The organism is Leptolyngbya sp. GGD (assembly GCF_026735145.1).
Taxonomy (GTDB): domain Bacteria; phylum Cyanobacteriota; class Cyanobacteriia; order Leptolyngbyales; family Leptolyngbyaceae; genus Leptolyngbya; species Leptolyngbya boryana.
On sequence record NZ_JAPQKE010000001.1, the window covers coordinates 443,003 to 462,195 of the forward strand.

Consider the following 19,193-nt stretch of genomic DNA (forward strand, 5'->3'; position numbering starts at 1 on the left):
TCTAATCTACACAAGCAAGTTTGAACTTTCAGAATTTTTTAGATCAAGTTGCGATCGCGTCTCGTACCGATTAGCCCAATCCCTCCGATCACCGTCGCCAAAAATCCCCAGAGTATGATGCTACTTGACACAGGTTGACTTCCCAACGCCCAACTCACGATCGCCGATCCACCCCCAATTCCCCCAAAATAAAGTCCCGTTCCAAACCCCGCTTGATTACTCGGAACCGCTCCCAAAGCATAAGGAATTTGACTAATAAACAACAATCCAAATGCCAAGCCAAAAAGCACCAGAAACAGCCAATTAGCAGGCACATTCAACACGCCTAACAATAACGCGATCACCGAAAAACTCATCAACATCGATCGATGCACCCCCCAAGTCAATGCAAACCGTTCTAACGGCAAAGCACTCACCGCAGAAATGACCAAAATCGCCGAAGTTAGATAAGCTGGCTCCAGCCATTGAATTTGCTGATGCAGCAGTTGCGGCGAATAACCAAATAACAACGTGCTTTGAATTCCCGCTGCCAATCCAACCCAAAAAATCGCGATCGCCTTCTTCAGCGGGATCGGCGGATCATTCGTGACTTCTGCAAGTTGGAGCGGGGGCTGCGACCATTTGAACAGTAGTCCCCCCACCACCAGCGATAGCGCTCCCAGTAGAAAAGTTGCCGAAGCCCCCCATTGAGTAATCAAACGACCTACCAACGGAGACATCGCCCCCATCAAAGCAAACACCAGCGTCAAAATTGCATTTGCTAGGGGAAAGTCAGCCGGAGTAAACTGCCGCAACAGCGCGATCGCAGGTCCGCGAAAAATAATCATTGCGATCACCCAAACCGTCGTCAGAATCGGCACAAAATTCCGAATCGCCAGCATTACTGCCTTCTCTTGCCACAAAACCGAAACCGAAACACAGATCAATCCCGCCAACGTCACCCCAAACGTCACCATCGGAAATCGCGTATTCAACCGCCGAAAAATCTGATCCGATTTCCATCCCACCACAGGTTCAACGATCGCGCCCAATAAACCTTGATAAATCCCCAACTGACTCGCCAAGGCTGTAAACCCTAAGCTGCTTAAAATCCTGGGTTGAAACACTCCATAAATCATCCAAGTAAACATGACTGCTGCGAGCAAAATTGCTAGCCCAATCACTTGCTGCCACGCTTGAAACCGACTTGGTTGTGGGTTAGGAACCAAACCAGACTTCGCATCTTCGCCCATATTCTCATCGCCTTTTTCTAATGCCTCTGTGTCATCAATATCAGTAATCTCTATGTTTAGACATTAAATTCTGCAAACCCTGAAAAATATTCGTCTCCCCGATTCGATTGGTCAATTGCCCGGGATGTTGCCAATCGTCACACTCAGATTCAACATTAAAGAAAAATAAGAAATACAAGGCGTTCCAGCATCAAGTGACAAAATAAAATCTACTCAGATCAGAAGGCATTGACGCAATCTTTTCTTGCTGCCACTCTTCATTATGCAAACCCATTTTCGACTCATTTGCTCTATCTCCACAGTTCCAGGATGGTCCGTTGAGAATGATGCCGTTCTGATTTCAGAGGGACTGTTTGCGATCGCGCTTCCTCTCGGTGTTTGTGTTGCAATTTTTGTGCAGAAAAAACGCAAACGTCGAGCGTTGAAACAGCAAATTGAAATGCTCGAAAAGCTATGGCGCAATAAAGTTTAATAAGAAAATCTCGTAACTCACTCGGGCATTGAAAAGAATAAATTTTATAAACAATAAAAAATTAATTACAAAAGCATTGGATTAACCAAGATGCGATAAATTGTGATGGCTTCTCCAAACGAAACATCTACTAATTTATTGAGGTTGACATGATGATGAGACTCAAAGCAATTAGCGTCTTTGCAGGACTTGCTCTAATGATGGGCTTAACTGCATGTGCTGAAACCGAGCAGGCTGCTCCTCCTGCTGCTCCAACCGCGCCCGCTGCAAAACCTGCCGGGACAGTGAACAAAGCCGGGGAATCTGTAAAGAAAACGGGTGACGCAGCGAAGAAAGCAGGCGAATCTGTAAAAGCCAAAGCAGGCGAAGCCGCAACTAAAGCAGGCGAAGCCGCAACCAAAGCGGGTGAAGCTGCAACCAAAGCAGGCGAAGCCGCAAAAACGATGACTGGCGAAGGCGTAAAGCAAGCCGGCGAAGCAGCTAAACAAGCCGGTGAAGCAGCCAAGCAAGCTGGAGTCGCTGCCAAACAAGCAGGTGATGCAGCCAAAGAAAAAATCACCCAACCCGCTGAGAAAAAGCAATAAATCACTCCTGTAGCGGCATTTCAGCGACACGTCTCTACAGAAGTTCTGCTCTAACCTAACATTCATGCATTGCTAGGAAGATTGCTTAAGCCACGTGCTTAGGCAATCTTTTTGTCCAAAAACAGTTACAGTTCCCAAAAACTCGCCTATAATCCACCCAATTCTTTCCTCTCCGAGTGTCCCCCACTCGATCGCTAATTTTCTCCTGACTTGCCATGCTGAAGAAAGCCCTCACATTCTCCGAATTGATTAGCGCGATCGTTCTCCTCACCAGCGCATCCGCGATCGCAGCCCCGCTTGAAAACTTGCGGTTCGACCCCGACATCAATCAACTCGAAGTTACCCTCGCAGCAGGCATCAAACCGACCTATTCTCTCCTCTCAAAACCCGATCGCATCGTCCTTGATTTACCCAACACCCAGGTAGGTCAGATTTCTCCCCAACAGACTTTTATGGGCGCAGTTCGGCAAGTTCGCGTCTTCCAATTCCAGCCAGATACCACCCGGATTGTCCTCGAACTTGCGCCCAATCAAACCTTGGCAACCCAACAAGTCCAACTTCAACAAGCCCCAAGCTCAGACAAAATCTGGATACTCCGCCCTACTCTAGCGGCTCGCACTCCTTCCCCCCAAACCCAAGCCGTTTTCAACTCCCTGCGTCCCATCCAGACCGCTCCCCTTCCCAAAACAACTCCAATCCAACCCGCAGAACCAAAAGTCGCCCAAACTTCAGCCACTCCCGCAAACGATTTTGGACTACCGCCCGCTCCCCCCGCCATCAACCCCGACCTCCCGCCTGTAACCCCTCCCCCTGCAACTAATTCTGCGCCTCCTGCTGCGACTGTCCCTGATCTACCGCCTGCTCAATCTACTCCCCTCCCCCCCGCTGCCGGATCAGGCAATGCTCCCACCGGAAGTAGTCTTCTTTTTCCAGATGCGCCGATTACTCCTCGCGCTGTCCCTCAATCGCCTGGCTTACAACTTCCAGAAGTCAATCCCAGCTTGGCAATTCCAGATTCGTTTCCGCCCATTAATGCTCCCACAAATTTACCGAGTACACCGCCGACCGTGACCGTTCCCCAACTCGATCGCCGCTCTCCCGATCCCTCTTCGATCGTGGAACCTCGATCGACCTCTGCTCCCGTCGAAGATACTCCTGTTCCTGTCCGCCAGAGAACCATCCAATTCGGTCAACCCTTACCCACCCTCATCAATCAGCAACCCCCATCCACCCCGCAGCAAATCAGTCGTTTTGCCAACGGATCTTCTGAAAGTCTCCTTCCTGTTGGCACAAAGCTTAGCCTGTTTTATCCCGGCAACGAGCCACTCAAACTTCAGGGCAATCAATCTCGACAAGATGTATTGATTTTGCAAAACGAAATCCGCGATCGCGCAGGGCGCTTACTCGTTGCGCCTGGGAGTGCAGTCATGGGAAAGTTTGAAACCGATCGAAACGGAAGTCGATTTGTCACCCAAGCCGTCACTATCCAAGGTCAAAATCTTGCCTTCATTGGCAAATCAGACACGATCAGCGGCAATCCTCAAGTTCAAGACCATCGCTTAATTCAAAACTCTGGACTCGGCGCGATCGCTGGAGCCGTCCTCGGTGGTTTCTCGGGCGGAAACGTGATTGGCGGAGCCGCGCTTGGAGCAGGCGTAACTTATCTCACAGCTTCTAGACCCGCTACAATTCAGCCCAGACAATTAATTCAGATTCAATTAACTCAGGACTTCAACCTCTTCTCCAGATAACCGATGCAAACTCGCACTCTCACGACTATCCCGCCCACAGCCGAGCATTGATAGCCCGTAGCGCATAGGGGAACACTAGACCTGATTCCTGTTCGGCAAAGTCTACTTTGCGAACCACTGACCTCAGGTAACTGTCTATGATGTCCCGATCAAAACACCGTCGGTTGCTCCATCTTTGCCTCGGCGTTCTCAGCTTGTCTTTAGCGATCGCCATCACGCCTGCTCAAGCAACCCTCCAACCAACTCCTGCCCCGAGTGTTGCTGCACAACCCGCGACTCTCTTAGATCAAGGACGTACCCTCTATCAGTCTGGGCGATTTGCAGAAGCAGTTTCCGTATGGCAAACTGCCGCACAACAATCTCAGGCAAAAGGAGATCGTTCCAATGCTGCCCTTAGCCTCAGCTACTTATCTTTGGCACAGCAAGAATTGGGTCAATGGGCTGAAGCGACTCAATCGATCGAGCAAAGCCTCTCCCATCTCAAAGCGACGAAACCCCAAGCAGATGCCATTCTCTGGGCACAGGTTCTCAATACTCAAGCTAGTTTACTCCTCCATACAGGCAAAGCAGAAGCAGCCCTAGAAACCTGGAAACAAGCTCAGACTTATTACACTCAAGCGGGAGACACAATCGGTAGCCTAGGCAGTCAAATTAACCAATCTCAAGCCCTACAAAGCTTAGGCTACTATCGCCGTGCCAAGCAGCAATTAAACGAAATCAACCAGCAATTAGCTAAACTGCCGGACTCTCAAGTCAAAGTTAGCGGATTGAGAACACTCGGCGCGACTCTGCAAATGATTGGAGATTCGACGGAAAGCCGTAAAGTTTTAGAACAAAGTCTAGCGATCGCCAAAGCCAAAAATCTTAAATCCGAAATCAGCGCAATTCTAGCAGGACTTGGAAAAGCGGCAACCGACTTAAACGATCCAGATGCTGCTCTAGCATACCTTGAACAATCCGAACAAGCGGCCGTTAGCCCAATTGAGAAACTGCAAGCTCGTCTCGATCGCTTCAAACTTCTGATTGATTACGGGTTACTCGACCAAGCCGCTCCAATTGCACCCCAGCTATTATCCCAGCTTGAGCAACTCCCCCCAAACCGTACTTCTATGTATGGCGCAATTAATTTTGCCGCCTCGCTCAATCAGCTTGAAAACAGCGAAAAACTATTATCGCTCAACACGCTCTCAAGCCTACTTGAGAAAACAGTTCAATCAGCCAAGAGCTTGCAAGACTCCCAAGCCGAAGCTTATGCCCTCAACCAATGGGGCAAGCTCTACGGGCGCACGGAGCAATGGGCAGAAGCCGAAACCGTTACGCAGCAATCTCTCGAAATCGCTCGTCAACTTCAAGCCGATGAGATCATTGCTCAATCTGCTTGGCAAATGGGACGGTTGAAAATCGAACAAGGCAAAACTAAGCAAGCGATCTCACCTTACACCGAAGCAGTGAAATCTCTGCGTGCCATCCGAGGCGACCTTGCAGCCATCAATCCTGATGTCCAATTCTCCTTCCGAGAAAGCGTCGAACCGGTCTACCGTGAATTCGTGGCCCTCTTACTCGAAGGTCAACCAGGTCAAGCAGAACTCACCCAAGCTCGCGAACTCATCGAATCTCTACAAGTTGCAGAACTCGACAACTTCTTCCGTGAAGCTTGTCTTGATAAAACCCAACAAATTGACCAGGTTGACACGACTGCAACTGTTGTCTATCCGATTATCTTGCCCGATCGCTTAGCCGTGATTTCTTCCACCGCAGGCAAACCTCTGCAATATCACATCACCCCAATATCGCAAGCCGAAGTCGAAGAAACGCTCGATCAACTGCTGGCTGCACTCAACCCAGTTTCCAACCTTCAAGCTCGCGATCGCGTCTCTCAACAAGTCTACGACTGGCTGATTCGTCCAATCGAGTCCGAATTAAAACAGACAAAAACACTGGTGTTTGTTCTAGACGGTAAACTGCGAAATATTCCCATGTCAGCCCTTTACGATGGCAAGCAATACCTCATCGAGAAGTATGCTGTCACTCTATCTCCTGGGCTTCAGTTAATGGCAGCACGTTCCCTCCAGCAAACCAACATTGGCGCAATCGTTGCTGGTATCAGTGAGTCTCGTTCGGGCTTTTCTGCCCTCCCTGCTGTAGAAACTGAAGTTAAAAAAATCGCGCAAACCGTTCCTTCTTCCAAACTGCTTAACGCACAATTTACAGGCAATGCATTATCGACTCAATTAAAAGACAGTAAAGCGAATGTTGTGCATCTTGCCACACATGGACAGTTTAGCTCTCGCCTCGAAGATACCTTCCTGCTGACCTGGGATGGAGTTGTCAACATCAAAGAACTCTCCGAACTCCTACAAAGCCGGGACGCTTCAAAAGCGATCGATCTACTCGTGCTCAGCGCTTGTGATACCGCAAGTGGTGACGATCGCGCTGTTCTTGGACTGGCAGGACTAGCAGTAAAATCAGGAGCACGGTCTACCCTCGCAACGCTTTGGCCTGTAAAAGATAAAGCAGCCGCAACACTCATGACGCAGTTTTATCAAGAACTCGGTCAATCGAGAAGCACCAAAGCAGAAGCTCTACGCCAAGCACAACTCCATTTGATACGCAAAACGGACTTTAAAGATCCCTTTTTCTGGAGTGGATTTGTCATGGTTGGAAATTGGCAGTAAAAAACTGTAGATTCACGGATTCCTCAAGCTGAGAATTACGCAAACTCACCACTGGCTAAAGGGAATATATTCTCTAGGATTAGTTTATAGTGGTGTTCTCTTAGCTCAGTTCGATTGTGTCCAATCTTACTCCGATGCGATGGAAGTTTTATGAAAAAACAAGCAATTGCTAGCACGATGGGCATTGTCGCCCTGATTGCTAGTAGCGCCTGGACTCCAGTTCAAGCATTTCCGTTCTCTCCTCCTCCTGGCAATGGCTCTCCCAGCCAAGCGACAGGCGGAGCTTCTCGTGGCAGCATATTTACGAATCGGCAAAACCGCACTGTCCGTCAAGCGACAGGCGGAGCTTCTCGTGGCAGCATTTTCCAACCCGGTGCAAACCGTCGTGTTCGTGCAGCCGTGGGTGGAGCTTCGCGTGGATTCTTCCAACCTTCGCGGACTAATCGTACAGCTCGCGTAACTGCGGGTGGCGCTTCTCGTCTTGGTAGACAGGAGTTAGATCCCTCACTCGTGGCTTCATCGGGTCCGGCCGCAATGTTGGCTCTTACGCCGCAAAACTACTACGGCACGACGATCTCTGAACGCCCAACGATCTTGGTCTATCTCCCTGCAACCGATGCTGAAGAAGCAGTTTTTAGCCTGAAAGATGAAGCAGGAGCCACGATCTATGAAACAACGATTGCGGTCAATCAAGAAGCGGGCATTCGCGCCATTTCCCTCCCTGAGTCTATACCTGCTTTAGAGGTGGGTAAAGACTACCAGTGGTTTCTAGCACTCAAGATCGATAACAAGTTAAACCCCAGTGCTCCCTATGTGGATGGCTGGATTCAACGAGTTGAGATGAGCGCAGAAATGGCATCAAGTCTCAAACAAGCCGATGCGCTTCAGAAAGCAAAAATTCTGGGACAGAATGGACATTGGTATGACTGTGTTGCAACTCTGGCAATGTTGCGGGCAAGTCACCCCACAGATGAAGTTCTGACCAACCATTGGAGCGAACTCCTCTCATCTGTCGAACTCGGTTCGATCACACAAGCACCAATGCTCGTTTCTCTTAACTAACTCTCTATGAAGCACTGGTCAGTGCGACCAGTGCTTTCCGAATCATGTAACTACTATGCGGCAAAAAATCCAAGCTTTTTTTCGGCGAAATCGTAGCGTCTTGATCATTGCACCTAGCGTTGCTGCAACTGTTACTGCGGGACAAATGCTAGGTGTATTTAATTTGCTTGAGTGGCAAGTGCGCGATCAGTTCTTTCGGCAGCGATCGACCGGAGAAATGGCAAAGTCGATTGTGGTGGTCACAATCGATGAGGAAGATATTCAAAGTGTAAAAAAATGGCCGATTCCAGACTGGTCACTAGCACAGTTAATTGAAAAGATTCGGGCACAAAAGCCAAGAGCAATCGGGCTAGATCTTTATCGCGATTTGCCAGAAGGTGAAGGTCACAAGCAGCTGGTCAATGTATTTGAATCCACACCCAATTTGATTGGAGTTGAGAAAATCACAGGTGATCGCGTTGCACCTCCGCCTGCTTTAAAAAAGAAAGACCAAGTTGCGATCGCAGATTTAGTGTTAGACGGCGATCGCCAAGTTCGGCGTGCCTTGCTCACCTCTGAAGATGCGAAAGATCAGACGGTTAAGCCGGGACTAGCAACACGAGTTGCTTTAAAATATCTAGAAGCTGAAGGCACCACATTAGACAGCTCAGATAACAATCCACTCCAATACAAGCTTGGTCAAACCGTTTATCTTCCTCTAAAAGATCAAGAAGCAGGATACTCAGACGCAGATGTTGGCGGCTACCAGATTCTTCTCAATTGGCATGGCTCAGAAAAAGCATTCCACACAGTATCGATGCGAGATGTTCTCGCAGGACGCGTTCCCGCAGATTTGATGCGCGATCGTATGGTATTTATTGGTTCGATTGCCGCGAGCACCAACGACTTTTTTGGAACTCCCTTTAGTTCTTCGTGGTTCTCTGCTCAAGATCCAACCCCTGGCGTAGTCGTCCATGCCAACATTGCTTATCAACTGGTCAATAGTGTCAAGCAGAACAACATGCTGCATGGCTTGACAATCAAAAAATTCATTGCTTGGATTTTTGCCTGCTCTCTGTTTGGAACCATAGGAAGTTGGACGTTAGCAAGTTTACCTAGTCGCCAGCGCCTTCCGGGTGGAAAAATTCTGTGGGCAACGGTCGGGACAAGTGGTGCAATTGTCTCGGGAGCCTATTTCATTTTTCTAGGAGGAATGCTGATTCCAGTCACACCCGCGCTTGCTTCTTTCATTGCGAGTGTGATTGCGACTGTAAATTCTCACAAACACCAAAAACTAGAAGAAGCGAATCGCGAATTAGAATCTGCGAACAATCAACTCATTGATTATTCCAAAACGCTAGAAACAAAAGTTGAGGAACGTACCCGCGAACTCTTAGAGGCAAAACAGGCAGCAGATTCTGCGAACCAAGCAAAAAGCGAATTTCTTGCCAACATGAGCCATGAGCTGCGGACACCGCTCAATGGAATTTTAGGCTATGCCCAAATCTTAGAGCGATCAGTCGCCCCTAAAGAGCAAGAAGGCATCAAAATTATTCATCAGTGCGGCTCCCACTTGCTGACGTTGATCAATGACATTCTAGATTTGTCAAAAATTGAAGCTCGTAAGCTAGAACTTGATTTGTCTAGCATTCATCTTGCGAGTTTTCTCAATGGGGTTGCTGAAATCTGCCGAATCCGGGCTGAGCAGAAAGGGATTGGATTTCAGGTCGAGATTGACGATTGCTTACCGATTGGCATTGTTGCTGATGAGAAGCGACTGCGACAGATTTTGATCAATCTACTCGGGAATGCGATCAAATTTACAGACCAAGGACAGGTCACCTTCCGCGCACTCTCGGCTCAAGAGTATAGAATTCGATTTGAAATCGAAGATACAGGCGTAGGGATGTCTACCGAGCAAGTAGACAAAATTTTTCTCCCTTTTGAACAAGTCGGAGCCGTTGAGCGCAAATCTGAAGGAACAGGGCTAGGACTTGCCATTAGCCAGCGAATTGCAAACTTGATGGGAAGCGGAATTCAAGTGCAGAGTCGCTTAGGAGAAGGCAGTATTTTTTCGCTCGAAGTTGAATTCGCGATCGCATCCGAATGGAATCAATCTACCCAGAATCTAGCGCAAACCCAGACAGTCATTGGAATTCAAGGTCAACCCCCGGTTATTCTCGTTGTAGATGATGATCGGACTCAATGCAGTATGGTGGCAACACTACTACAACAGATCGGATTTGAAGTCAAAGTCGCTTACACCGGAAGTGATGGCTGGTTAGCAATTGACGAAGATCATCCTGATCTCGTAATTACAGATTTAGCGATGCCTCTGCTAGATGGAATGGGATTGATTGAGCAACTGCGCTCTACTGCTGAAACAAGTGCAATTCCCATCATTGTTTCGAGTGCTAATGTCTTTGGCTCCAATCGTCAGCGTAGCCTTGATGCGGGTGCAAATGCCTTTCTTCCCAAACCTTTTGAAGTTGGAGAATTGCTCAATACACTACAAGCTCTCCTGAATCTGACCTGGATCTATCAAACTCAACCCACGGAATCGCCCGCTCAAGCCGCACCGGTCCAGGGTAAACTCGTTCTTCCAGCACAGAATGTCTTAGATGATATCTATCATCTTGCTATGATGGGCGATATTACTGCGATCGAGGGTATTCTGAGTACATTAATAGAGGAAGACCCTTGCTATACAACGTTTGTAGCCGAATTGAAGAAGCTTACTGCGACGTTTCAAGCTGGAAAAATCCGTCAGTTTATCAAGTCCTACACTAAGGCGGCACATTAAATGATCCCGATTTCATTGGTCCCGGTTCGCATCTTGCTTGTAGATGATACACCAACCAACCTGAAAGTCCTGTCTGAAGCGCTGCAAGGGCAAGGCTGGAAAACATTGATGGCAACAGATGGAGAATCTGCGATCGAGCAGGCCGAGTACGCACTCCCGGATTTGATTTTGCTGGATGTGATGATGCCTGGGATTGATGGATTTGAAACCTGTCAGCGTCTCAAAGCCAATGCTAAAGTACAGCACATTCCCATCATTTTTATGACCGCTCTCTCTGATTCCATCAATAAAGTTAGAGGGTTAGAACTAGGCGCGGTCGATTATATTACCAAGCCCTTTCAGCAAGAAGAAGTCATTGCTCGCGTTAAGCTGCATTTAAGTATTTCGCACCTCAATCAATCCCTACAAACGAAAATTGCCGAACAAGCCGAAACCGAGGCGCAACTGCAACAATTAGCTCAGGAACTAGAACAACGAGTTCGAGATCGTACCGCCGAATTAGAAATATCACTGCATCAATTAAAGACGACTCAATTGCAATTAGTGCAGAGTGAGAAAATGTCTACACTGGGTCAACTTGTTGCAGGTGTCGGACATGAGATTAATAATCCGATTAATTTTGTCAGCGGCAATCTCAAACACATTGATGATTACACACGCGATTTGTTTGCGTTAATTCAGATGTATCAGCGCAAAGATTCTGCTGAAGATATTGCAGAATTTATTGAAGATATTGATTTAGAGTATGTTGCCGAAGACTTGCCAAAATTAATCAAATCAATTCATGAAGGGGTTCATCGCCTCAAGGATATTAGTCTTTCGCTACGCTCGTTTGCGCGATCAGATATCTCTTCAAAAACTGAATTTCAACTGCGTGAGGGAATTGAAAGCACCATTATGCTGCTCAAACATCGCCTGAAAGCAAATGAGAAACATCCTGAAATTCAAATTATTCGACAATATGCAGAACTACCACCAATTAGCTGCTATCCAGGGCAACTCAACCAGGTCTTTATGAATTTGATTGCGAATGCGATCGATGCTTTTGAAGAGAAAAATGAAACGCGCTCTTATGCAGAGATTGTAGAGTCTCCCAACATGATATGGATTTCAACCGAGATTGATCGCTCAAATCAAACAGTTCTAATCCGTGTCAAGGATAATGGACTGGGGATGCTGCCTGAGATTCAATCCCAGATTTTTGAACCCAGTTTTACGACGAAGCCAGTTGGAAAAGGAACGGGACTTGGATTACCAATTAGCCGGCAAATTGTGAATGAAAAGCATGGAGGGCAGTTAGAATGCCACTCTATTGTAGGTGAAGGAACTGAATTTACGATCTCGCTGCCGATTTAAGAAAAATAATTTGAACCTTTGAGATTGTGAGTCTGTCTAAAGGAGTGAAGCTAAGTTTTTAGCTGATCACTGACCTAATTTTTGACTTACACCATGCAGAAATTCTCAATGAAAAAAGTTGCAATTCTTCTCCCCGGTGCGATCGCGCTGATGATGGCAGTTTCGCCGATGCTTGCAGCTCATGCTCGTCCTATCAACCGCTTGGCACAAGTCCCAAAACAGGAATATGCAAATAAGCTGGGCTTGACTGATGCACAGAAGCAATCCATGAAGTCGATTCGGGAAGCGGTGCAAAAAGATATCTACACCAACGTGCTCAATGATGGGCAGCGTGCTCAGTACGATGCAGCAGTACAGCGAGGTGAAAAGCCTGGAAAGATGATGCGATCGCTGAATTTGTCTGATGCACAGAAAACGCAGATTCGAGACAAGATGAGATCAGCTCAGCAAAAAATCAATCAAGAAGTACTAACACAAGCGCAACGCGATCAAATTCAACAAATGCGTCAGCAACGCAGAAATCGTCGAGGTGCATAGCTAATTCGTTTTTCATCATCAAAGGAGTTCACGGAGGCATCCAGTGTGGATGCCTTTTTCTTTGAGTAAGACCGCAAAACTTTGATGATTCTTAATAGAACTCTGCAGTGAACGGATAGGGTACTGCGTTGTAGGCAGGAGCAGTTGTCTATCTTCCTCACTCTGAAGAACTTTGAATTGGAAAATCGTGGGTAGGACGCAGGAACTGACCTAATCAGCAATTGAACGAAAAGAGCAACAGGGTTAGGTTTAATCTGTTTGTTTTTTGTTCTTATTTTTATAAAAAAAAGAATTCAAGAATTTGAAAATTGCTAAATAATTGCTTAATTCACCTTAGTAAGATTTCTTGGAGTTCTGATAAATATATTCTTCAACTGAATTGTCTTAGCGATGTAACTTCTTTTTGCGAGGACTAGGCAGAAACGGTCTTATCAACAACAATGCAAACAGAACAGATTTGTACTCACCCCTTCAGAGACGACTTAGGAGAACCTTAGAGTGAAACTCGCAGTGTATGGCAAAGGCGGCATCGGCAAATCGACGACAAGCTGCAACATCTCAGTCGCATTGGCAAAACGCGGCAAAAAGGTTTTACAAATCGGTTGCGATCCCAAGCACGATAGTACGTTTACCTTGACTGGCTTCTTGATTCCAACCATTATTGATACGCTTCAGGAAAAGGACTATCACTATGAGGATGTCTGGGCTGAAGATGTTATCTACAAAGGCTATGGCGGTGTGGACTGTGTAGAGGCAGGTGGGCCTCCAGCAGGAGCAGGCTGCGGTGGTTATGTAGTCGGTGAAACGGTCAAACTGCTCAAAGAACTGAACGCATTTGATGAATATGATGTGATTCTGTTTGATGTCCTGGGAGACGTGGTTTGTGGAGGATTTGCGGCTCCGTTGAACTATGCAGACTATTGCATGATCGTGACGGATAACGGATTTGATGCGTTGTTTGCAGCAAATCGGATTGCGGCTTCGGTCAGAGAGAAAGCGCGGACACATCCACTACGATTAGCAGGACTGATTGGTAATCGAACCGCCAAGCGGGATTTGATTGAAAAGTATGTCGATGCAGTTCCGATGCCGATCTTGGAAGTGTTGCCTTTGATTGAAGACATTCGCGTTTCGCGAGTCAAAGGAAAAACCTTGTTTGAAATGGCGGAGTCTGATCCCTCATTGAACTATGTGTGTGATTACTATCTGAACATTGCTGATCAGATTTTGGCAAATCCTGAAGGAGTCGTTCCAAAAGATGCTGCCGATCGCGATTTATTCTCGTTGCTGTCTGACTTCTATCTCAATCCACAACAGCCAAAAACTGCCGAGGAAGAATTAGATTTGATGATGGTCTAAAGAAAGAATGAAGGGGAAAGGATGAAGGCTACGAATTGCGATATGTGATCTTTAGTGCCAACTTTGTCCTTTTACTTTGTTTGACTTGTGAACATTGATCAATTACGTCGATCGCTCAAAGACCGCTGGCTCGACTATTACGAAGCAAACCGTTCTTGGATTTCTCGGTTGTCGATCTGGGTCAGTTGCGAAGGGAAACGGCGACCGTCTTCTAGCTTTATTCTGGGTGTTCTCTCAACCGAAGAACCCCGTCTGACCGAAATGCTGCCGCTCATTGTGGACTTGAGCAATCATCCCGATCGCATTGTTGTTGCACTGGGACTGAACTTTGATCCCGAACAAGAACTGAATCACAAACAACTCAAAGCTGAAACTCCCAAGTATCTTCCTGCGAGTTCTGCAACCGAAGCGCCTCAGAAACCTCGTCGTCCGGCTGAAGTTGATGAAGCTTGCGAAGGACGCAACCGAACGACACCATCGCCTCAATAAAATCCTCACTTTAGAGAACTACCGTTATGACTCTCGCTGATGCTCAACCTCAAGCCCTTAATTTCGAGTGCGAAACTGGAAACTATCACACCTTTTGTCCGATTAGCTGTGTTGCATGGCTGTATCAAAAAATTGAAGATAGCTTTTTCCTCGTTATTGGCACGAAAACTTGCGGCTATTTTCTGCAAAACGCGATGGGCGTGATGATTTTTGCAGAACCTCGCTATGCCATGGCAGAACTTGAAGAAGGCGATATTTCTGCTCAGTTGAACGATTACAACGAATTGAAGCGGCTCTGTGAGCAGATTAAGCGCGATCGTAATCCCAGTGTGATTGTGTTCATCGGCACTTGCACCACCGAAATTATCAAAATGGATTTAGAAGGACTAGCGCCGAAACTAGAATCCGAGATTGGTATTCCCATTGTCGTTGCACGGGCGAATGGTCTCGACTACGCCTTTACGCAAGGGGAAGATACGGTTTTAGCAGCAATGGCGCAACGCTGTCCAACCCAAGCTCCAACCGCGGAAGCAGACAAAGAGGAGCGTAATGCAATCCAGAAGTTGATGAACTTTGGACGCAAACAGGAAGATGTGAAGCGCGAAGAGTCAGAATATGTGGATCATCCGCCGCTCGTAATGTTTGGGTCTGTTCCTGATCCGATCGTGACTCAGCTTTCTTTAGAATTAAAGCATCAAGGGATCAAGGTTTCGGGATGGTTGCCTGCGAAGCGCTATACAGAACTTCCCGTAATCGAGGAAGGATACTATGTGTCGGGCGTGAATCCGTTCTTGTCAAGAACTGCGACAACATTAATGCGGCGACGGAAAGCGAAATTGATTGGATCGCCCTTTCCAATTGGGCCAGATGGAACAAGAGCTTGGGTTGAAAAGATTTGCTCAGTGTTCAACATTGAGCCGAAAGGATTAGAGGAGCGGGAAGCGAAGATTTGGCAAAGTGTTGAAGACTATCTGCAATTGATTCGCGGCAAGTCAGTGTTCTTCATGGGCGATAACTTGCTAGAGATTTCGCTGGCTCGGTTTTTGATTCGGTGCGGGATGACTTGTCATGAGATTGGCATTCCGTACATGGACAAGCGGTATCAGGCAGCGGAATTAGATTTCTTAGTGAAAACCTGTCAGGAGATGGGTGTTCCAGTTCCGACGATCGTTGAAAAGCCAGATAACTATAATCAGTTGCAGCGAATTCATGAATTGAAACCGGACTTAGTCATTACGGGAATGGCTCACGCAAATCCACTAGAGGCGCGTGGAATTAGTACGAAGTGGTCAGTTGAGTTTACGTTTGCTCAGATTCACGGATTTGGGAATACGCGGGACATTTTGGAGTTAGTAACACGACCACTGCGGCGAAACGGGGCGTTGAAGGATTTAGGTTGGGAAAAACTGGTAGAGGAAGCGCGAGTTTAAAGCGTTACTCACTCTAACCTACGAAACTTTAGAAGGCGGAGTTTTGGGACAACTCCGCCTTCTGTTATTTCAATTATTCCTCGCTTTCTAGGACTTTCTTTGCTTCTAGTAACTCTGCACGCCGGACTTCGCTAACCGTGGGATAGGACAGATGCAAAGACTTTAACGTACTCACAATAATGTCTGAGACGGCTAACCGGGTAAACCATTTATGATCGGCGGGGATAATATACCAAGGAGCATAGCTAGTACTCGTATTGTTAAATACATCTTCAAAAGCTTCCATGTATTGATCCCAGTGTTGCCGTTCTTTAGCATCAGAAACAGAGAACTTCCAATTCTTTTCGGGTTCATTAATCCGAGCTAGAAATCGTTTCTTTTGTTGTTCCTTAGAAACATTCAAAAAGAACTTGAGTACAACAATGCCATTTTCGACGAGATACTGTTCAAAATGGTTGATCTGCTTGAATCGTTTGTCCCAGATCTCTTTGCCATTGGCTTCTGGTGGAAGTTTCTGATGAACTAAGAGTTCTGGGTGAACGCGAACGACTAAAGTTTCTTCGTAGTACGACCGATTGAAGATGCCAATTCGACCGCGTTCTGGTAAGGCCCGATTCGATCGCCAAAGATAATCGTGATCTAATTCTTCAGAAGAAGGCGACTTAAAACTGTAGACTTGGCAACCTTGAGGATTGACACCCGACATCACATGTTTGATCGTGCTATCTTTTCCTGCGGCATCCATTGCTTGAAACAAAATCAGCAATGCGTAGGAATCTTGAGCGTAGAGAATATCTTGATACTTTGCTAGTCGTTGCACCCCTTGTTGAAGTTCGGCTTGAGCCGCAGCTTTATCGGTTAAGCCGTCGGTATAAGCTGGATCATAGTCTTTCAGATTAATCTTTGTGTTCGCGGGAACAATAAATCGATCGTGTTTCATAACAGGCTGTGGGGCAATTCTTCATTATGATCAACCTGTCTTGATTGAGGACATTACCGCAACGTTCTTTAAAAAATTCAGCGGACGTAATTGTTTGAGCGTTTCGAGTTGCTCAGGAGTTTGAACTAAGAGCGCACCTGCAAATGCTAGAGAATTCACTCCAATTCCGCCAAATCCGGGTTGCGATCGCGGCACAATCAACATCCACTCCCTCGTCGCTAATAAATTGTAAGGAGCCGACTGCATCACACGATTAGAGCGGATTCCAACTGTTTCTAGTAGCTCGTAATAGTGTTGAAGAATGTCTTCAGGTGTGGTTTCAGGCTCAAATCTTGCGAATGCGTGGAGAAAGGAAAATTCAGGAATCTGAGTGATGCGATCGCGCGATCTGACCTTTTTAATCAGGGGATCAATCGGAACACGATCAATCTCTTTCTCCATCGGAAAAGGAACAAGTTGCAAATGCTTATGTCGTTGGCTTGCCCCTGCTGCTTTTCCTGCATTGTAGAAAGCTAAACCATCGACTTCCGATAAACATGCCCACATCGCAGTGAAATCATGAAGGGTCAGTAAGGCTTCTTGTTCTTCAAATGCGCGGGTCACAATCAGTAGATGGTTATCAACCACGTTAAATTTATTCAGAAGACACACATGCGTTTCAGAAATATCCATCACAAACAAATCCCGCTCGTACGGTAGAAAAGGATTGATGGGATGTCCGCTTTTTTCTTCTTGTTTTTGTTTAAGGTCTGCTGCCTCTTTGCGAATTAAGTTACTGACAATCCGTACGAGAAATTGAACACCTGCTTGTTCAACAAACTCGTGACTTGTAGGAATAGAAAGCAACGCACCACAAGACAGAGCATGTTGAGTCTGCTCGATCGTGCGTTGCCAGAGAGTTCCTGGATGTTCCAGAAGCGGAAGATGCAATAACTCATTCATAGAGAGAGACAGGGAAATAAAAACACTGTTCTACTATTCCACATCTTTGTGATGAGTTTTGCATAGGACAACAGTTTTATGTGACGTTCTCGCTCAGTTGAGTGCGAATCGATTCAATGCGTTGCCGATTCACACCGAGATCAGATTCGCCAAGACGGGATGCTGATCGCACTTGAATCGCCTTGCTCGTCTTGTCTAGATAAAACTCTACATCATCAACAAAGCCCATGAGTTTGCTAGTAAATTCAGCGTAAAGATAGTTCTCAGTAGATTCAATAATTTTTGTTCTCGGTTGAGATTCAATCACTTGTTTGAGATCTGCGAAGGCTTTTTCGATGTTAGAAGATTTAAGAGGAGCGATCGCATGGGTCGAATCAGAGCTAACGCTATTGACGCAATTGGGTGTACTAGGGCACTCCGTTAAGCGATCGTTGTGTAGCCCTAAATTCGTGGGACGGCTGCCAGAAAAGGAAAAAAGGCTAGCTTGAGCCGGAGAGATAGAGGTGAGCCAGCAGAATGAAAGGAGCAGAATGAGAGTGAAGGTTCTACGCATGAGAATTTATTCAAGAAAGTTTAGATCTATTGAGTTCTATCTAGAGTGTATTGATAATGCGAGTTCCTTGGGTGTCGATCGCTAAACATTTCGCATCGACTCCAACGCCTAACCCTGTCCAAGCTTTCTCCATTGCGAATCTAACAGAGTCCGAGCATTGCTGATGAGCGAGCGCTAGAACTGTCGATCCGGCTCCACTAATGACCACACCATAAGCCCCTGCTGCGATCGCGGCTTCTCTCACCGCATCGTATCCTTTGATTAATTTTTCGCGATACGGTTGATGAATCCGATCTTGCAAAGCAGCTTTTAGCCAATCGGCATTTCCCGTTTCTACACCTCGAACGAATAGTCCTAAATGCGCCGTATTAAAAATCGCATCCGCACGGCTATACTCTGTCGGCAACACGCTGCGAGCTTCAGCCGTTGAAAGCTCAAAATTCGGAATAGCAACGATCGGGACAATGCTCGAATCCCAAGGAATATCACAGATTTCCCATGCTCGATCAATTCCTGATGCAGCCAATCGGCACCCCCCAATCAGAGCAGGCACAACATTGTCCGGATGTCCTTCAATCTCAGTCGCAAAAGCTGCAATCTCACTTTGACTCATCGGCGACCCTGCGATCGCATTTGCTCCTACCAGTCCGCCAACAATCGCTGTTGCTGAACTTCCCAATCCCCGCGCCAAAGGAACATCCATCTTGATATCGATGGAGATCCCAGGAACAGGCTGGTGAATACGATCGAAGAATTTGACAACCGTCTGATAGACCATGTTGCTAGAATCGAGAGCAACGCGATCAGCTTCCGCTCCGGTTGCCGTAATTTTCAAGCCAGAGTCGATCTGCGAGAATTGAAATTCGTTGTAGAGCGTGAGAGCTGCTCCTAAACAATCAAATCCGGCTCCAAGATTGGCAGTCGTAGCGGGGACACGAACAGTAATAGACATGAGACGCGATCGCACTAAAATTTTGTTCAGTCCTTCATTGTAGTCTTGCGTGCGATGATTTTAGATGGTGGATTCCG

At 46.8% G+C, this 19,193-nt stretch carries 16 protein-coding genes; 11 read left to right on the plus strand and 5 right to left on the minus strand.

The window, feature by feature from the left end; translation table 11 throughout:
- Positions 1-38: 38 nt before the first annotated feature.
- Positions 39-1,232, minus strand: coding sequence for an MFS transporter (locus OU814_RS02215; protein ID WP_190651857.1), 1,194 nt, complete (start codon positions 1,230-1,232; stop codon positions 39-41).
- A gap of 262 nt (positions 1,233-1,494) precedes the next feature.
- On the opposite strand from OU814_RS02215, the gene OU814_RS02220 reads away from it, so the two are divergent.
- The 11 genes from OU814_RS02220 (at position 1,495) to OU814_RS02270 (ending at position 15,729) form a co-directional block, all read left to right on the plus strand.
- The gene (locus OU814_RS02220; RefSeq protein WP_017290741.1) at positions 1,495-1,704 is read left to right on the plus strand and encodes a hypothetical protein; all 210 of its coding nucleotides are present in this window, start codon (positions 1,495-1,497) and stop codon (positions 1,702-1,704) included.
- 149 nt (positions 1,705-1,853) lie between these two features.
- Positions 1,854-2,288: a hypothetical protein gene (locus OU814_RS02225; protein WP_017290740.1), complete on the plus strand. Its 435-nt coding sequence runs from the start codon at positions 1,854-1,856 to the stop codon at positions 2,286-2,288.
- Between the two features lie 215 nt (positions 2,289-2,503).
- Positions 2,504-4,039, plus strand: a complete 1,536-nt coding sequence (locus tag OU814_RS02230) for an AMIN domain-containing protein (protein ID WP_268180123.1) — start codon at positions 2,504-2,506, stop codon at positions 4,037-4,039.
- 137 nt (positions 4,040-4,176) lie between these two features.
- The gene (locus tag OU814_RS02235) at positions 4,177-6,714 is read left to right on the plus strand and encodes a CHAT domain-containing protein (protein WP_268180125.1); all 2,538 of its coding nucleotides are present in this window, start codon (positions 4,177-4,179) and stop codon (positions 6,712-6,714) included.
- A gap of 150 nt (positions 6,715-6,864) precedes the next feature.
- Positions 6,865-7,776, plus strand: a complete 912-nt coding sequence (locus OU814_RS02240; RefSeq protein ID WP_017290737.1) for a DUF928 domain-containing protein — start codon at positions 6,865-6,867, stop codon at positions 7,774-7,776.
- 55 nt (positions 7,777-7,831) lie between these two features.
- The gene (locus tag OU814_RS02245; RefSeq protein ID WP_268180127.1) at positions 7,832-10,558 is read left to right on the plus strand and encodes a CHASE2 domain-containing protein; all 2,727 of its coding nucleotides are present in this window, start codon (positions 7,832-7,834) and stop codon (positions 10,556-10,558) included.
- Positions 10,559-11,914 (plus strand): hybrid sensor histidine kinase/response regulator, encoded by a 1,356-nt coding sequence (locus OU814_RS02250; protein WP_268180129.1) that lies wholly within the window; start codon positions 10,559-10,561, stop codon positions 11,912-11,914.
- Between the two features lie 108 nt (positions 11,915-12,022).
- On the plus strand, positions 12,023-12,451 hold the full coding sequence (locus OU814_RS02255) for a hypothetical protein (RefSeq protein WP_268180131.1): 429 nt from the start codon (positions 12,023-12,025) through the stop codon (positions 12,449-12,451).
- Between the two features lie 498 nt (positions 12,452-12,949).
- Positions 12,950-13,810: a ferredoxin:protochlorophyllide reductase (ATP-dependent) iron-sulfur ATP-binding protein gene (gene bchL, locus OU814_RS02260; protein WP_017290733.1), complete on the plus strand. Its 861-nt coding sequence runs from the start codon at positions 12,950-12,952 to the stop codon at positions 13,808-13,810.
- 87 nt (positions 13,811-13,897) lie between these two features.
- Positions 13,898-14,299, plus strand: a complete 402-nt coding sequence (locus OU814_RS02265) for a DUF5331 domain-containing protein (RefSeq protein ID WP_017290732.1) — start codon at positions 13,898-13,900, stop codon at positions 14,297-14,299.
- Positions 14,300-14,325: 26 nt separating this feature from the next.
- Positions 14,326-15,729 carry a ferredoxin:protochlorophyllide reductase (ATP-dependent) subunit N gene (locus OU814_RS02270; RefSeq protein WP_017290731.1) on the plus strand — a complete coding sequence of 468 codons (1,404 nt, stop codon included), beginning with the start codon at positions 14,326-14,328 and terminating at the stop codon, positions 15,727-15,729.
- Positions 15,730-15,802: 73 nt separating this feature from the next.
- Here the strand turns inward: OU814_RS02270 and OU814_RS02275 are convergent, their stop codons facing one another.
- The 4 genes from OU814_RS02275 to thrB all read right to left on the minus strand — a co-directional run bounded on the left by OU814_RS02275 (position 15,803) and on the right by thrB (position 19,116).
- The gene (locus tag OU814_RS02275; protein WP_017290730.1) at positions 15,803-16,669 is read right to left on the minus strand and encodes a polyphosphate kinase 2 family protein; all 867 of its coding nucleotides are present in this window, start codon (positions 16,667-16,669) and stop codon (positions 15,803-15,805) included.
- A gap of 30 nt (positions 16,670-16,699) precedes the next feature.
- Positions 16,700-17,611, minus strand: coding sequence for an ATP adenylyltransferase family protein (locus tag OU814_RS02280; protein WP_086370973.1), 912 nt, complete (start codon positions 17,609-17,611; stop codon positions 16,700-16,702).
- Between the two features lie 76 nt (positions 17,612-17,687).
- A complete protein-coding gene (locus OU814_RS02285; RefSeq protein WP_268180137.1) occupies positions 17,688-18,164 on the minus strand; it encodes a DUF1499 domain-containing protein in 477 nt (158 codons plus the stop codon).
- 40 nt (positions 18,165-18,204) lie between these two features.
- A complete protein-coding gene (gene thrB / locus OU814_RS02290; RefSeq protein WP_268180139.1) occupies positions 18,205-19,116 on the minus strand; it encodes a homoserine kinase in 912 nt (303 codons plus the stop codon).
- Positions 19,117-19,193 lie beyond the last annotated feature (77 nt).

Coding starts and splice junctions, on each gene's coding strand:
- OU814_RS02215 (WP_190651857.1), bottom strand. CDS start 1,232: ATGGGCGAAGATGCGAAGTCTGGTTTGGTTCCTAACCCACAACCAAGT.
- OU814_RS02220 (WP_017290741.1), top strand. CDS start 1,495: ATGCAAACCCATTTTCGACTCATTTGCTCTATCTCCACAGTTCCAGGA.
- OU814_RS02225 (WP_017290740.1), top strand. CDS start 1,854: ATGATGATGAGACTCAAAGCAATTAGCGTCTTTGCAGGACTTGCTCTA.
- OU814_RS02230 (WP_268180123.1), top strand. CDS start 2,504: ATGCTGAAGAAAGCCCTCACATTCTCCGAATTGATTAGCGCGATCGTT.
- OU814_RS02235 (WP_268180125.1), top strand. CDS start 4,177: ATGATGTCCCGATCAAAACACCGTCGGTTGCTCCATCTTTGCCTCGGC.
- OU814_RS02240 (WP_017290737.1), top strand. CDS start 6,865: ATGAAAAAACAAGCAATTGCTAGCACGATGGGCATTGTCGCCCTGATT.
- OU814_RS02245 (WP_268180127.1), top strand. CDS start 7,832: ATGCGGCAAAAAATCCAAGCTTTTTTTCGGCGAAATCGTAGCGTCTTG.
- OU814_RS02250 (WP_268180129.1), top strand. CDS start 10,559: ATGATCCCGATTTCATTGGTCCCGGTTCGCATCTTGCTTGTAGATGAT.
- OU814_RS02255 (WP_268180131.1), top strand. CDS start 12,023: ATGAAAAAAGTTGCAATTCTTCTCCCCGGTGCGATCGCGCTGATGATG.
- OU814_RS02270 (WP_017290731.1), top strand. CDS start 14,326: ATGACTCTCGCTGATGCTCAACCTCAAGCCCTTAATTTCGAGTGCGAA.
- OU814_RS02275 (WP_017290730.1), bottom strand. CDS start 16,669: ATGAAACACGATCGATTTATTGTTCCCGCGAACACAAAGATTAATCTG.
- OU814_RS02280 (WP_086370973.1), bottom strand. CDS start 17,611: ATGAATGAGTTATTGCATCTTCCGCTTCTGGAACATCCAGGAACTCTC.
- OU814_RS02285 (WP_268180137.1), bottom strand. CDS start 18,164: ATGCGTAGAACCTTCACTCTCATTCTGCTCCTTTCATTCTGCTGGCTC.
- thrB (WP_268180139.1), bottom strand. CDS start 19,116: ATGTCTATTACTGTTCGTGTCCCCGCTACGACTGCCAATCTTGGAGCC.